This window comes from Kiritimatiellia bacterium, from assembly GCA_028715905.1.
Classification (GTDB): Bacteria; Verrucomicrobiota; Kiritimatiellia; order JAAZAB01; family JAAZAB01; genus JAQUQV01.
In genome coordinates this window covers 45,797-60,484 of the sequence record JAQUQV010000004.1, presented here as the reverse complement: position 1 = coordinate 60,484, position 14,688 = coordinate 45,797, and the positions used below count along the sequence as shown (strand labels likewise).

14 protein-coding genes are annotated in these 14,688 nt (G+C 57.2%); 2 read left to right on the top strand and 12 right to left on the bottom strand.

Annotation, left to right across the window (positions count from 1 at the left end; genetic code table 11):
* Window positions 1-65: 65 nt before the first annotated feature.
* A complete protein-coding gene (gene der / locus PHP98_02060) occupies window positions 66-1,496 on the bottom strand; it encodes a ribosome biogenesis GTPase Der (GenBank protein ID MDD5482427.1) in 1,431 nt (476 codons plus the stop codon).
* A 39-nt stretch (window positions 1,497-1,535) separates the two neighbouring features.
* Window positions 1,536-3,161, bottom strand: a complete 1,626-nt coding sequence (locus tag PHP98_02055; GenBank protein ID MDD5482426.1) for a sodium:solute symporter — start codon at window positions 3,159-3,161, stop codon at window positions 1,536-1,538.
* A gap of 112 nt (window positions 3,162-3,273) precedes the next feature.
* On the opposite strand from PHP98_02055, the gene PHP98_02050 reads away from it, so the two are divergent.
* Window positions 3,274-3,633, top strand: a complete 360-nt coding sequence (locus PHP98_02050) for a hypothetical protein (GenBank protein ID MDD5482425.1) — start codon at window positions 3,274-3,276, stop codon at window positions 3,631-3,633.
* A 370-nt stretch (window positions 3,634-4,003) separates the two neighbouring features.
* Here PHP98_02050 and PHP98_02045 read toward each other — a convergent pair whose 3' ends face one another.
* From PHP98_02045 to PHP98_02025, 5 genes are all read right to left on the bottom strand, one after another.
* Complete coding sequence (locus tag PHP98_02045) at window positions 4,004-4,504, bottom strand: mechanosensitive ion channel (GenBank protein ID MDD5482424.1); 501 nt, start codon at window positions 4,502-4,504, stop codon at window positions 4,004-4,006.
* 47 nt (window positions 4,505-4,551) lie between these two features.
* Window positions 4,552-5,106 carry a hypothetical protein gene (locus PHP98_02040; protein ID MDD5482423.1) on the bottom strand — a complete coding sequence of 185 codons (555 nt, stop codon included), beginning with the start codon at window positions 5,104-5,106 and terminating at the stop codon, window positions 4,552-4,554.
* 187 nt (window positions 5,107-5,293) lie between these two features.
* Window positions 5,294-7,054, bottom strand: a complete 1,761-nt coding sequence (locus PHP98_02035) for a Na(+)/H(+) antiporter subunit D (GenBank protein ID MDD5482422.1) — start codon at window positions 7,052-7,054, stop codon at window positions 5,294-5,296.
* Window positions 7,041-7,265, bottom strand: coding sequence for a hypothetical protein (locus PHP98_02030; protein MDD5482421.1), 225 nt, complete (start codon window positions 7,263-7,265; stop codon window positions 7,041-7,043). Before PHP98_02030 ends, PHP98_02035 begins: the two co-directional genes overlap by 14 nt.
* A complete protein-coding gene (locus PHP98_02025) occupies window positions 7,262-8,788 on the bottom strand; it encodes a monovalent cation/H+ antiporter subunit D family protein (protein ID MDD5482420.1) in 1,527 nt (508 codons plus the stop codon). The genes PHP98_02030 and PHP98_02025 overlap by 4 nt, the downstream gene beginning before the upstream one ends.
* Before the next feature lie 222 nt (window positions 8,789-9,010).
* Here PHP98_02025 and PHP98_02020 point away from each other — a divergent pair, with 222 nt between their 5' ends.
* Window positions 9,011-11,725: a cation-transporting P-type ATPase gene (locus PHP98_02020; protein ID MDD5482419.1), complete on the top strand. Its 2,715-nt coding sequence runs from the start codon at window positions 9,011-9,013 to the stop codon at window positions 11,723-11,725.
* Between the two features lie 115 nt (window positions 11,726-11,840).
* Here PHP98_02020 and PHP98_02015 read toward each other — a convergent pair whose 3' ends face one another.
* The 5 genes from PHP98_02015 to PHP98_01995 are packed head-to-tail and all read right to left on the bottom strand — an operon-like array spanning window position 11,841 to window position 14,687.
* On the bottom strand, window positions 11,841-13,346 hold the full coding sequence (locus PHP98_02015; protein ID MDD5482418.1) for a monovalent cation/H+ antiporter subunit D family protein: 1,506 nt from the start codon (window positions 13,344-13,346) through the stop codon (window positions 11,841-11,843).
* Complete coding sequence (locus PHP98_02010; protein MDD5482417.1) at window positions 13,343-13,711, bottom strand: cation:proton antiporter subunit C; 369 nt, start codon at window positions 13,709-13,711, stop codon at window positions 13,343-13,345. Before PHP98_02010 ends, PHP98_02015 begins: the two co-directional genes overlap by 4 nt.
* Window positions 13,704-14,144: an MnhB domain-containing protein gene (locus PHP98_02005; GenBank protein ID MDD5482416.1), complete on the bottom strand. Its 441-nt coding sequence runs from the start codon at window positions 14,142-14,144 to the stop codon at window positions 13,704-13,706. The genes PHP98_02010 and PHP98_02005 overlap by 8 nt, the downstream gene beginning before the upstream one ends.
* Window positions 14,131-14,445 carry a hypothetical protein gene (locus tag PHP98_02000; GenBank protein MDD5482415.1) on the bottom strand — a complete coding sequence of 105 codons (315 nt, stop codon included), beginning with the start codon at window positions 14,443-14,445 and terminating at the stop codon, window positions 14,131-14,133. The genes PHP98_02005 and PHP98_02000 overlap by 14 nt, the downstream gene beginning before the upstream one ends.
* The gene (locus tag PHP98_01995; protein ID MDD5482414.1) at window positions 14,442-14,687 is read right to left on the bottom strand and encodes a DUF4040 domain-containing protein; all 246 of its coding nucleotides are present in this window, start codon (window positions 14,685-14,687) and stop codon (window positions 14,442-14,444) included. The genes PHP98_02000 and PHP98_01995 overlap by 4 nt, the downstream gene beginning before the upstream one ends.
* Window position 14,688: the final 1 nt, after the last annotated feature.

Here is a 14,688-nt window from a genome sequence, read left to right as displayed (position 1 = left end):
GACCGTATCGCCGCAAATAAAAACCCCCCGGTCAGGCCAATTCTATCCGCGCCCGGAGCGTTTTGTCAACCGGTTTTACCGCCTGACTGCGATGAAAATACCGCCGTCTTTGACTCCCGGCGCCTGAATTTGAAAACAAGCGGGGCGCCTTCCAGGCCGAAAATTCCGCGGAGAGAATTTTCCAGATACCTCTCGTAATTTTCAGGCGCCCGGGCGGGATCATTGACAAAAACCAAGAAGGTAATCGGCCGCACCGCGGTCTGGACGGCGTAAAAAACCTTCAGCCTTTTGCCCCGCACCAGCGGCGGCTGGAAACGCGCGCCGATTTTTTCCAGGGCGCGATTGAGGATGCCGGTGGGGATTTTTTTCCGGTTCTGTTCCGCGACATAGTTTATTGTTTCAATTATCTCCCCCGTATTGAACCCCGTGGCGGCGGAGACGCAGACCACCGGCGCAAAATTCATGAACGGCAAAACCGCATAAAGGGCCTTGCGGCAGGCGCTCCGGGACGCCCGCGGCGTGAGGTCCCATTTATTGACGATAATCATGCAACCCTTTTTCCGGGCCATTATTTGCGCCGCGATGTTTTTATCATAGGCGGTCGGCCCGACGGTCGCGTCAATCACCAGCGCGGCAATATCCGCGGAACCGATGCTTTCCAGGGCGCGCAGGCGCCCGAACCCGTCAACGGCGTGTTTGAGCTTGTTTGCGGCGCGCAAACCGGCCGTGTCAATCAGGATATATCCGCCCGGCGGCGCGCCAGATTTTGCCGTCAACGGAACGGCGATGCTGTCGCGGGTCGTGCCCGGCTCGCCGGACACGATCACGCGTTCGCCGCGCGCGAGGCGGTTGACCAGCATGGATTTACCCACGTTCGGGCGCCCGACAACGGCCACGCGCAACCCGGGCAAAGCCTCCTCCGCGCCGGGAGGAAAAAGGGCGGACAATTTTTCAATCAAATCTTCAAACCCGCGGTTGTGCAGCGCGGAAACGGGAAAAACCGGGAACCCGAATCTTTCAAAATCAAGCGCGTGAAAGTCAAGCTCGGCGTTATCGGCCTTGTTGACGGCCAGCAGGACCGGCAAGGCGCTTTTATGAAGCCGGGCGGCCGTTCTCTCGTCCGCCGCCAGCACGCCGGCCCTGGCATCAACGACAAAGACGACCGCGCCGGCTTCGCGCAGGGCAAGGCCAACCTGGCGGCGCACGGCCGCCTCAATGGAAACGGCGCTTTGCTCCCATTCGTTTCCGGCATCCGCGTTTTCACCTTCCGGCAAAACAAGCCCGGCCGTGTCAACCAGATCAATCACACGCGGCTGCGCCGCGTTATCGGCGCGGCGGCTTTGAAGCCGGACGGGACAGATAATCCGGTCGCGGGTGACGCCCGCCTCCTCGTGGACGATGGCGATCCGGCGGCCGGCCAGCCGGTTGAAAATAGACGACTTGCCGACATTCGGACGCCCGATGATGGCCGCCATGGGTCTGTTTTGAGGCTGCATGGAATCTGTTTATAGCAGGCATTAAACGCCATGTGGAGTTTAATTTGCGGAAAGACCGAAAATTAATTCTATGCCTTTAAGAACGGCGACCATCACAAGGAAATACCCGGCCAGAATCCACAGATAAACGCGCCAATTCCGGCGATAATTGAACTGCCGCGCCGCATCGGCATGATAAACCAGCGTTTCCAGGTTCGGAACCACCCGCGCGCGGAACAGGAAGCTTGCTCCGTATCCGATCCCAAACGTTACCAGGCAGCCGCTGACGTTCCACCAGAGCCAGGAGACGCCCGGCAGCAGAAGCCAGGTCATGAGGTTGGCGCCGAATCCGGCCGCGATCCCGATCATGACGCCCGGGTCGTTGGCGCGCCTGGTCAGGATGGCCAGGAGAAACGCGGCCAGGATCGGGCCGTTGACGAGCGAGCTGATCTTGTTGATGGCCTCAATGATGGAAGGGGAAATGTCGCCGACAAAAAATGAAAAAGCCATGCAGAGAATTCCCCAGCCGACGGTTATCAGCCGGCCCCAGCGCATCAGCTCGCGTTCTCCGAAGGGCTCGGAACGGAAACGTTCAACCACGTCGCGGATCGTCAGGGCGGAAAGCGAGTTGATCGTTGAATCCAGCGACGACATGGCCGCGGCGAACATGGCCACCATGATCAAGCCGATCACGCCATGTGGCAGAACATGCAGGCAGAAGGAAGGCACCGCCAGATTGTAGTTCACGGCGTTGGTGGCAGGATCGGCCAGATAGCGCAGGAAATCCGGATGCTTGATCAGGTAGGCGCCGATCGCCACCCCGATCAGGCAATAGGTCAGGGTCAAGGGAAACCGCAGCATCCCGTTGATAAAAAGCGCCATGTTGGTGCCGTCCACGTCCCGCGTTGAAAGCCCGCGCTGGACCTGGGTCTGGTCGCAGCCGTAATAACTCAGGTAGAGAAAGAATCCGCCGAGCAGCATCGGCCAGAAAGCGAACGGGTTGGCGCCGGAAAATCCCATGCTCCCGAAATCAAGCGTGCGCGCCTTGTCAACCGGGAAAACAGCGATAATCTCGCGCCAGCCGCCAGCCAGATGCACGGCGTAGACCAGGCAGACCGCAATGCCGGCGTAAAGAACAATCATTTGAATCACGTCCGAATAGATATCGGCCCGGATGCCGCCCAGGAATTCATATACCAGCGCCACGGCGCCGATCAGCAGCACCGCCGCCCAGAACGGCAAACCAATCAATTGCTGGATGACCAGCGAAATACCGTAGACCGTCACCCCCGTGGAAAAGGCGCGCAGGAACTGAAAAAGGAGCGAAAGCATCATCCGGCTGCCCGGCCCGAAACGACGTCCCAGATATTCATAGACCGACACGACGCGCTGGCTCCGGAAAAACGGCAAAAGAAACATCATGATGCCGATCATCGCCAGCGGCACGGCCAGTTCGTATTGCAGCCAGAGCAGGCCGCCGACGGCTATGACGAAGGCGGGCGCGCCCATCAGGCTGTTGGTGGAACACTGGGTGGCCAGGATGGATATCCCGATCGCCCAGTGGCCGACCCGGTTGCCGCCCACGAAATAATCCCTGCCTGTCCGCTGGGTCCGGCCCAGCCACAGGGACAAACCGATCATGCCGAGCATGTAAACGGCGACAATACTCCAGTCCAGCGCATTCATTATTGTTGACCGCGCAATAACCCCAACCCGGCATAGCCGGAACCATAAAGGGTTCCGGCTATGCCGGGTGATAACTTTCTGATACAACAGCCTCCCAACAAGGAGGTTCACTATGCAAACATCTTTTCTTGAACGACATGCCGATGATATTCTCGGCGCCTATTCGTGTTTCGACCGGATCATTAGCAAGGTGGAACACCGCGACGGCACCGCCTGTTTCAATAATCTCTTTGACGAAGACGATGAACAGGTCTTCCTGACGGTGGCCCAAGGCCAAGCCCAATCCTTCGGGTTCCGCAACGCCGACCTGCGGAAACGACTGGACAAAACATCGGCGCAAATTTCGCGCATTTGCCAGCGTCTGCGCTACCATGGACTGATCAAAAAAGCTGTCTGTTCCTACAAGTATCATTTGACTGCTCTCGGTCAATTAGGCCGCCAAAAGGCGGCAACTGTTATTTTTCGCATGTAGGGGGCGTGCTTGTCGCGCCCCTTCAGAGGGCTTCGACGAGCGAAGCCCCTACAAAAAATAGACAACATTGAAATTCCTATACGTTGAATTAGGTCCCCGATCGCGAAGCGCATCGGGGGCAACTATTATCCCGTTCGACGTAGGGGCTTCGCTTGCGAAGCCCTTCCGGCGGGCGTCGTCAAGCGACGCCCCTACGGGATTTTCGGACGAACATATGTCTTTGAAATTCCTATGCCTTAAATTAATCGTCGCTGCCTCCTTGAAATTAAAGAAAATGACGCTTATTCCATTATTACGCGGTCAGCTTCTGCCAGCATGATCATAATCAGAAAATATTTGCAATAAAATCCTGCGCTTCTTGCGCAGAATTTTATTGATAACTGTTTAATGCCGCCTGGCGCTTGGCGTCATCGGCAAGATAAACCGTCTGGCTCGGGAAGGCAAACTCAATGCCTTCGGCGTTGAAGCGTTCCAGGATCAGAAAATTGACCTGTTCGGAAAATGCCATGTATTTCCAGTAATCCGGCGGGTGATACCAGTAAAGCATCATGAGATTCAGGGAAGAATCGTTGAAGCCGCTGAAAAAAACGCGCGGGGGAAATTCGGGGTTCATGCCCTCGTGATTGCTTAAAATTTCCTTGATGATATCCAGCGCGCGTTGAACTTTTTCAGGGGACGTGCCGTAGGTGATAGTGATGTTCGCCAGCCGGCGGATATACGGACGCTTGCCGATGTTCTGCAAGGTTTTGTTGACCATCTCCGAATTCGGGATGGTTACCTGGTGCCCTTCCAGCGTGCGGATTCGCGTTGAACGAAAACCGATGCGTTCCACCGGACCGTCATGCCCGTCAAAGACGATCCGCTCGCCGATCTCAAACGGCTTGTCCGCAAGAATGACCAGCGAGCCGAAAAAGTTTCTTATCGTGTCCTGCCCGCGAGCGCGACGGCCAGACTGCCGACCCCCAGCCCGGCCAGGATGGTGGTGATGCTCTTGCCGCTGATTTGCTGGATAACATTGACCAGCACCAGCACAAAAACGGTGATCCGGAGACTTTTACCAACCAGCGGCGCGAGCACGTCGTCCACTTTGCTTTCGGTTTTCGCGGCAAGATTGAGGAGATAATGGTCAACGACATCAACCAGCGCGTAAAGCGCATAGCCGATGGCAATGGCGTTCAGGATGTAACCGACGGTCTCGGCCGCGCTTATGATAGCCGGACCGGCGCTCGCCAGCGCGGTTATGCCGAACCACCAGCCCAGCGTAAAAGCCGCCATGACAACCGGCCGCGCCAGCGCGGCGCAGGCCAGGCCCGGCAATTCCCGGCCCCGGGCGCGCGAATGTTTAGCCGCCCGCTCCATGAAAAAACGGGCCAGCCGCCCCGCGACAAGGGCCAGCAAAATTGCCGCAAAAAAAACAAGGACACGCCATATCTCAATGCCGGCAATGCTGGTCTGAAATAAAAATTCCCGCATAGGTTCGGATATTATCCATATTTTCCCGGACCTGTCCACAAAATGCGGCGAATAAAATCAGGAAAATTTTTACCGATGGGAAAATGGAATGATGATTTTCAAACTGGCGCTAAAACCGCCAGTTCATGAAATTCAACAACCGATCGCAGCACGCCGGAATGCATGCCGGACCGTTTTAAAAATCGCTTCACCGGAATTTGCCGGCCGCCAACAACCCCCACGCCGCCAGAATCACAAAGACAAGCAGAACCGCGACAATCAAAAACTGCGTGGCGGGGCGGTAGAAGTCGGGGTTGAAAGTTTGCCGTCCGGCCGCGTGGCTGAAAATAACGGCCGGATTATGCCGGAAAGCCGCCAGAGAGCGGACGAGGCCGGAAATGAAGGTTTCGGCGGCGCTAAACACAGCATCCACGGTATCCACAAAATAGCGCCGCACCGGTCGTGCCGGCCAGCGATAAAACCAATCTGTATCCAAGGTTATGGTTGATGTTCCGGCCAGTTTTTCCCTTAAAACCCAGAAACCCACAAAAGTAAATATCAGGATTTGGGTGGTTTCCGCCAGATGGGCAATGGTGTAAGGCCGGTAGTCAACAGAATAAGGCAATATTCGGTAGAGTAAAGAGGGCATGACTCCGTAAAGCATGCATAGAAATGCCGCCAGGGCCATTCCGATCAGCATATTTTTAGGCGCTTTCAGGGGCGTGATGCAACGATCCTCGGCATACCAGGTAAAATACGGCAACTTCAATCCGGTATGAAGAAATGTTCCCATCGAGGCAAGTAATAAAAGAAGCACTGCCCACCCGTAATGGGCCTCGCCAGCCGCGGCAACCACCATGGATTTGCTAATAAATCCGTTGAATAACGGAAACCCGGAAATGGAAAAGGCCCCGATCATATACAGCCAGAGCATCAGCGGTTGGGACTTTGCCAAACCGCCCAATTCGGTAAGCTTGCTTTTGCCGGTGGTCTGTAAAACCGCCCCGGCACCCATGAACAGGAGCGCTTTATAAAGGATATGACTGAAAGCGTGGGCGGTTGAACCGTTTAAAGCCATCTCGGTTCCGATTCCCACCCCGGCCACCATGTAGCCCACCTGGCTGACGATATGATAGGCAAGAATTTCGCGGATATCATTGGCTAGCACGGCGAACACCACGCCGTACAGCGCCATCATCACGCCTAAGTAAAGCAGAATTTCCCAGCCGGGAAAAAGACGGATCAGCACATACACCGCCGTCTTGGTGGTGAGCGCACTCATAAACACTGCGCCGGTAACCGTGGCTTTGGGATAGGCGTCCGTGAGCCAGGCATGCAGGGGCGGAACCGCCGCATTCAAGGCCACTCCGGCCATGATAAACCAGGCGGCCGCGGACCCGTCCGGCAATAATTTTTCCAGAAGCAATGAGTTGTTCTGAAGATAATACAGGAGAATGCCGGCAAAAAGCAGGCCGCCACCGAAGACATGCATCAGTAGGTAGCGCATTCCCGCCCGGCCGGACTCGGGCGTACGCCGCGCCCAGACCAGGAATGTTGAGGCCACCGCCATAATTTCCCAGAAAATAAACAGGGTAAAATAATCACCGGCAAACGTTACGCCCAATGCGCCGGCAGCATAGAGCAGGGCCGTGCTTTGCTGGCCGGTGTCCCGCAGATGAAACGCGTAAATACCACCGATAAAAACGATCAGGCTGAACACGGTGCCAAACACCCGGCTGAGAGAATCAGCCTGGAAAAGGATCAGTTGATAGTCCATGACCCGGATGGCGACCGCCGGCTCGCCCGGCAGGGCCCAGACCGCATAGAGGGCCAGCAGCGGAAATGCCAGAAAGAAAAACGACCGATGCGCACGGGGGAGCAACGGCAATGCCAGCGCGCCCAAGACAAGGATAACCGCGGGAAGAACCGCCATCCTTGCCGCCGCAAAAAAGAGTTCAGTCAACATCATCGTAGTAATCCTCTTTTCTCTGCAGGAACAGTTTGCCAAGCGTTTTTGCAAACACGATGATCAGGACGCATCCGGCGAAGCCGTAAAAAATATAGAACGCCGGAATACGGTCCCACCAGTAACCATGCGCCGGCTCGCCCGGCAGGGACGCCGCAACAAAAACAGAAAGAAGGGCTATTATGCCCAGCATAATCCAGCGCCATGTGTTCATAGTCCCCCTCCCCCCAGCACGCCGGCGCTGATTTGGACGGCCAGGCGGTAAAAATGGAAAAACAAGTCGGGATTCAGGCCGAGCAAAATGGAAAACAAGGCGGTGATGAGAAGCGGGACCAGCATGGCCGGCGAAGCCTCCCATTTTCCGCGCAGGTTTTCAGCGCCGCCGGGCCGGCGAAACGATTCCGCGGCCGGTTTGCAAAAGGCGCGATACACAACCGGAAATAAATAACCGATGTTGAGCAGTCCGCTGATTATCAGGATGGCAAGCGGGATCCATGTCCCCGCCTGCAGAGAGCCGAGCCCGAGATACCACTTGCTGACAAACCCGTTCAGCGGCGGAATGCCGGCCAGCCCGGCGGCCACCGCGGCAAAGGCCAGAAAAGTCAAAGGCATGATTTTGCCGGCCCCGTCCAATTCGCTGACATTTTCCCTGCGCAAAGTCACATAAATGGCACCGGCGCAGAAAAAGAGCGTGATTTTCATAACGGCATGGCTGGCGATGTGCATGATCCCGCCCGCAAATGCCGCCGGGGATAACAAGGCCGTTCCGAGCGCCACATAGGATAAATGCGCAATGGTGGAGTAAGCCAGCCGCCGCTTCAAATTATCCTGCTTGAATGCCAGCAAAGAGGCCAGAATAATGGTGGCGCCCGCGAACACCGCCAGGATTGTGTTTAATCCGAATGCCCGCATCAGTTCCGGGCCGAAAACGAATCCCGCCACGCGGACAATTCCGAATACGCCGGCTTTCACCACCGCCACCGCATGCAAAAGGGCGCTGACCGGCGTGGGCGCCGCCATGGCGGTCGGCAGCCAGCTGTGGAGAGGCATAATGGCGGCCTTGACCCCCACTCCGCCCAGGAACAGGAAGAACAATGCCGTGAGCGTGCCGGAAGAAAATGAAATATCCGTGAACATGCCGCCCGGTTTGAAATCCAGGCTGCCGTTGATTTGATAGGTCCAGGCCGTGGCGGCGATCAAGAGCACGCCGGCCGTAAGGGTGTAAAGCAGGTATTTTCTACCGGCCAGAACGGCTTCCCTGGTCTCCTTGTGAATGACCAGCGGATAGGCGGCAACGGTCAGGATTTCGTAAAAGACCACGAAGGTCAGCAGGTTGGCCGCAAAGGCAATGCCGATCGTGGCCGAAAGACACACCGTGAAACAGGAAAAATAGCGGGTCTGCTTGTGCTCGGCCAGGCCCCGCATATATCCGATGGAATAAAAGGAAGTCAGAATCCACAGGCCGGAAGAGATTATCGCAAAAAATACGCCGAAGGCATCGGCTTTGAGGGCCAGCTCAATGCCGGGCGAGATTTCCATGAGACGAAAGACCGCCATGCGTCCTTCCAGAACGCCCGGAACAAGCGAAAGAACCAGACCGAATTTTATCAGGCCGGCCAGGATTGTCCAGAACTCCCGCAGGTTGGGATGACGCGAACTGAAAAGAATCAAGGGGACCGCCAGCAAAGAAACCAGCACGGCGCAGAGCGGCACAAAAGATGTATAGACTGTATCCATGCTCATAAAACTTTCGCTTAATTTTGCCCCGCATTCCGGCTGCTGAATTGCGCGCTTTTTATGCTGCTGCCGGAGTTTGGCCGTAAATAATAACGCGGATGTTTTGTAGCACAAACATCCGATTTAGAGAAGCCTGTAATTCGGCCGTCTTTTTTGGTTTGCTTTCCCGCGCTTGAGTTGTTAAAAGTCCGGAATATAAATTCAAATGGAAGATTTCAGCATATGATCACACCCCCTTTACATGAAACCCGATGGCACCAACTGCCGGCGGAAGAAGCCGCCCGGCGGTTGGAGGTAAATTTTCAAGAGGGCCTTTCCGCCGAAGAAACGCAACGCCGCCGGGCCGAGTACGGCCTGAACCAGATGACCGCGCGGCGCGGCACTCCGGCCTGGCTGAAATTCATTCAGCAGTTCAATCAGGCGCTCGTCTACATCCTGCTCGCCGCCGCCGCCGTTTCCGCCGCGATGGGCGAGTGGGTGGATGCGGCCGTCATTTTCGGCGTGGTCATTGTTAACGCCATCGTCGGGTTCATTCAGGAATTCAAAGCCGAACGGGCCATTGAGGCGCTGGCCAAAATGGTCCGCACCGAAGCAACCGTGCGACGCGCGGGCCGCAAACAGCGCGTTCCCTCGGCCGAACTGGTGCCGGGCGATATCGTCCTGCTGCAATCCGGCGACAGCGTGCCCGCTGACTTGCGCCTGTTCGCGGTCCGCAGTCTCCAGGTGGAGGAAGCCGCGCTCACCGGCGAGTCCGTGCCGGCGCAGAAAAACGTCCAGTTGCTGCCCGCCGATACCGTGCTGGGCGACCGCAGAAATTACGGATTCGCCGGCACGCTCGTCACTTACGGCCAGGCCGAAGGCGTGGTCGTCGCCACCGGCAACCGGACCGAGATGGGCCGCATTGCCACGATGATTTCCGGGGCGGTGGACCTGTCCACGCCGCTCACGCGCAAGATCGCCGAATTCAGCCGGCTTCTGCTCTATGTGATCCTTGGCCTGGCAGCGCTGACTTTTGTGGTGGGATTACTGCGCGGCGAGTCAGTGGCGGATATGTTTATGGCGGCGGTGGCGCTCGCGGTCGGCGCGATTCCCGAGGGTCTGCCGGCGGCCGTAACCATCACGTTGGCCATCGGCGTCGCCCGCATGGCCAAGCGCCGCGCCATTATCCGCAAGATGCCCGCCGTGGAAACGCTCGGCAGCACAACCGTTATCTGCTCGGATAAAACCGGCACGCTCACTGAAAATCAAATGACCGTCAGCCGCATCTGGGCCGGCGGGGAGGTGTTTGAAGTTACCGGCGGCGGCTACGAACCAGCCGGTGAAATAATGAGCGGCGGCCGGCATGCGGATTTGAAAACAAGCCCGGCGCTGAATGAATGCCTGCTCGCCGGTTTACTTTGCAATGATTCCCAGCTCGCGCGCCACGAAAGCCGGCTAAAGGTGGAAGGCGATCCCACCGAAGCCGCGCTTATCGTGGCCGCGCAAAAAGCCGGATTTGACCCTCAGGAAACCGCCGCGCGCCTCCCGCGCGTGGATGTGATCCCTTTTGAGTCCGAGCACATGTTCATGGCCACCCTGCACCGCGACGGCGGCGGCCGCACGATCTACAAGAAAGGATCGCTGGAACGTTTGCTGGCCCGCTGCGCCAAAGTCCTTGACGGCGCCGGAAACGAAATCCCGCTTGATGCCGGCGCGGCCAATCGCGCCGTTGAAGAAATGACGGCGCAGGGACTGCGCGTGCTGGCCTTCGCGCGCCGCCGCGTCCCGGCGGACCACGCAAAGCTCGCGCATGAAGACGTGGCGGGCGGCCTCACCCTGCTGGGACTGCAGGGCATGATTGATCCGCCGCGCACGGAAGCCATCCGCGCGGTAGCGCAATGTCAAAGCGCCGGAATTGAAGTAAAGATGATCACCGGAGACCACAAGGGCACGGCCAGCGCCATCGGCCGGCAACTCGGCCTGCACGGCGGAAAAGGCAGCACCGGACAAGCGGAGGCCGTAACCGGCGGCGAACTGGAGCAAATCCCCGACGATCAACTGGCGGAAACCGCCGAACGCGCGGCCATATTTGCGCGTGTCGCGCCCGAGCAAAAACTGCGCCTCGTGCGCGCCCTGCAAAGCCGCGGCCACATCGTGGCCATGACCGGCGACGGCGTGAACGACGCCCCCGCTCTCAAGCAGGCCGATATAGGCGTGGCCATGGGAATCACCGGCACGGATGTGGCCAAGGGCGCGGCGGACATGATTCTGGCCGACGACAACTTTGCCTCAATTGAGGCGGCGGTGGAGGAAGGACGGAATGTATTTGACAATCTTACCAAGTTCATCACCTGGACCATGCCGACCAACGGCGGCGAGGGACTGCTCATCCTGGCCGCGATTCTTCTCGGCACGGCCCTGCCGGTCCTGCCGGTCCAGCTCTTGTGGATCAACATGAGCACCGCCCTGCTGCTGGGCCTGATGCTGGTTTTTGAGCCCAAGGAACAGAGCCTTATGTCGCGGCCGCCGCGCGATCCCGGCCAGCCGATTCTGACTCCGCTGTTAATCCTGCGGATAGCGCTCGTCTCAATTTTCATGGTCGCGGGCGGATTTGCGGTCTTCCTCATGGAAAAGAACCAGGGCACAACCCTGCCCGAGGCCCGGACCGCGGTGGTTAATACGATCGTTATCGTGGAAACATTCTACCTCTTGAACTGCCGTTCGCTCACGCGCTCGTTTTTCTCGCTGGGCTTCTTTTCCAACATGTGGATCGCGGGCGGCATAGCGACCATGCTCGCGGCGCAACTGCTCTTCACCTATGCGCCTTTCATGAACAAGTTGTTTCACAGCGCGCCGATCAGCGGGCCGGCCTGGATAAAAATTACCGCCATCGGGTTGATTATCTTCACGGCAATTGAAATCAAAAAGCGGCTTGGCGCGCGGCGGCGGCCGGCATAGCCCCGGCCGGGCATTTGACTTGGTTGTGCCGCGGTTTGCCGGAACGACTTTCAGCCTGACAACCCAACGTCAAACCCGGAATCAGCCGGAAGACGGCAGGATACCCCCGAAATTCTCACATGCCCGCGGGGAGCATCGGCAGAATCAGTTTTTTAACTATCACAGCATTGAACAATCCCAATGCCAGGATGCCGAGCGCCAGCGCCAGGGTTGGCGCCAGCAATGAAGGCGAGGCTTCACTTTGCGGCCCGGCAAGCTCCGCCCCGGATCGCGCTTCCGGAACGGAGGCGCCGGAAGGCCGGAGATAGACCCGCTCCAGTATGTTGAAAAAATAGACTGCGTTCAAGAGACTGCTGAGCAGAATAACCGCCAGGAAAATCCAGTTGTTTGCGTCAATGGCGGCCAGGGCCAGGTACCACTTGCTGAAAAAACCGGCCAGGGGCGGGACGCCGATCATGGAAAGGGCCGCGACCGTAAAGGCCGCGAAAGTCCAGGGCATTTTCCTGCGGTATGATTCGTTCAAGGCGGAGATCAGGGTATGTCCGGCCCGGGCGCGGAGATTGCCGGCCACCAGGAACAGGCAGGCTTTCATGAACGCGTGATTGAGCACATGCAGGACCGCCCCGATCAATCCCAGGGGCGAGGCAAGGCCAATCCCCATGCCGATATAACCGATCTGCGCCACACTGCTGTAAGCCAGCATGCGCTTCAATTCCGTCTGGGTCATGGCCATTATTGAGCCGTAAATGATTCCAAATGCGGAAAGCCAGCCGATCACGGTTGTGACGGGAAAATCACGGCTCACATACTGGACACCGAAAATATAAAACAACACGCGGATAATGGCATAGGCGGCGATTTTGGTTCCAAGAGGCGCCAGAATGGCCACGGAGGTGGAAGGCGCATAGGTATAGGCGTCCGGCAGCCAGCCGTGCAGGGGAAAGACCGCCATTTTAATGCCCAGGCCGATGGTCATCAGAGAGACGGCTGTGAATAAAACCGGGGCGCCGGAAACATGGGGAAGAATGCGCGCAACATCCGCCATGTTCAGGGAGCCAGTGGCCAGATAGAGAAAGGCAAGCCCCATCAGGTAAAAAGAAGCGCCCAGGGTGCCCATGATCAGGTACCGGAAAGCGGCCACCGGCGACCGCTTTTCGCCCAGGCCAACCAGGCCGTATCCCGCCAGCGAAGCGATTTCCAGAAAGACATAGAGATTAAAAAAGTCTCCCGTCAGCACAATGCCGTTGAATCCGCACAATAAAAGCATCAGGACGGTGTAGTAAGGGGCCTCTTTTCCGGCCAGCTCAAGCGGCACGGAACGGCGGGAATGAATCAGGACGGCCAGAGAAATCAAAGCCATCACGGCGGTTACAAAGGCCGAGAGGGGATCCAGGACATATTCAATCCCGATGGGCGGAGGCCATCCGCCAAAACAGTAATGGACCGCTCCGGCGCACAGCGCCAGGGGAATATTAAATATGGCGACCGAACAAGCCGCGGCGGCGGCGAAAAGCGCCAGCGGATAAGCCGTCCTTTTGCGGCGCATGCCCGCAAGGGCGATAAACAGAGAAGCGGCCAGATAAATAACCGGGATCAAAGCCGGCGAATTCGGGAGAGTCATTTCATCCTGTCAATTAAGACATTTTCTTCAAGAGTTTTATAATTGCGATAGATAATAATCAGCAGGGCCAGCGCCACTCCCAGGGTGGCCACCCCGACCACGATGGCGGTCAGCATAAGGGTATGGGGCAGAGGATTGATATAATTGGCCGCCTGTGAGCAGGGTATTTCGGGAACTATGACCGGCACCGTGGCATTCCACTTTGAGGCGATGACCACCCAGAAAAGGATGATGGCCGACTGCAGGATGGTCATGCCGACCAGTTTTTTGACCAGGTTTCTTTTCATAATCATCCCATAGAGTCCGATGGTCAAAAGCGCCAGGATAAACCAATAGGCATAATGGCCAAGCAAAAAATCAAGCATTGTCCGTGTCCTCCAGAAGATTATCACAAATTCCAACCAGAATCGCCATGACCGCCAATCCCACGCCGATTTCAATGATAAGAATACCGTAAGAACGCAGCACGGCCGCGCCGTATCCGGCCAGCGGTAGAAATTTGTAGTCCAGAAAATCGCCGCCGGCCAGCATGGCCGTCAGCCCGGTCCCGAAAAAAATCAACACTCCCAACGCCCCCAAAGGGATGGCGCGGGATGATTGAAACTGCGGTTGAGCGTTCCTGATGCCGGAAGTCAGCCGCGTTAGAATCAAGGCGGCGGCCAGCATAGCGCCGCCCTGAAAACCGCCGCCGGGACTGTAATGGCCATGAAAGATCACATAAATCCCGAAAAGCATGATAAAAGGAGTCAATAAACGGCTCACCAGCAGGGTAATGGGATCATTTTCAGACTGTCGCATGGTTTTTCTTCTCCGGCCGGAACAGAATCAGAAAACAGATCAGGCCGGCGGTCAAAATCACGGTCTCTTCCCCCAGGGTATCGTAACCGCGATAATCCGCCAGCACCACGGTCACGATATTGGGAGTATGGGCGTCTTTATACGCATTATGAATATAATAATTGGCGGCGTTCGGCGTGCCGGCCGGACTGAAATCACGGTTGAAAGGCGCGTTCAGATCGGCGCGGCCGGGCAGACCGGCGGCGGCATAGAGCATCAGCCCGAGAAACGCAGCCAGCAGTAAAAAATTAATCCATTTCAATCCTGGCACCTCCGGGTGGTTTTAAAAATGGCTATGACGAGGAAGACGCCGACAATGCCGGCGCCCACGACCGCCTCGGTAAAGGCCACGTCAATCGCTCCGATTGAAACAAAAATCAGCGCGGCCAGAAAACTGTAGACGCTCAAGATCACCACCGAAGTCAGCAGATCCCGGACGGAAAGCGCGATGACGGCGGTAACAATCAGGAAGACAAAGAGCGTGATTTCCAGTTCCCAGTGCATT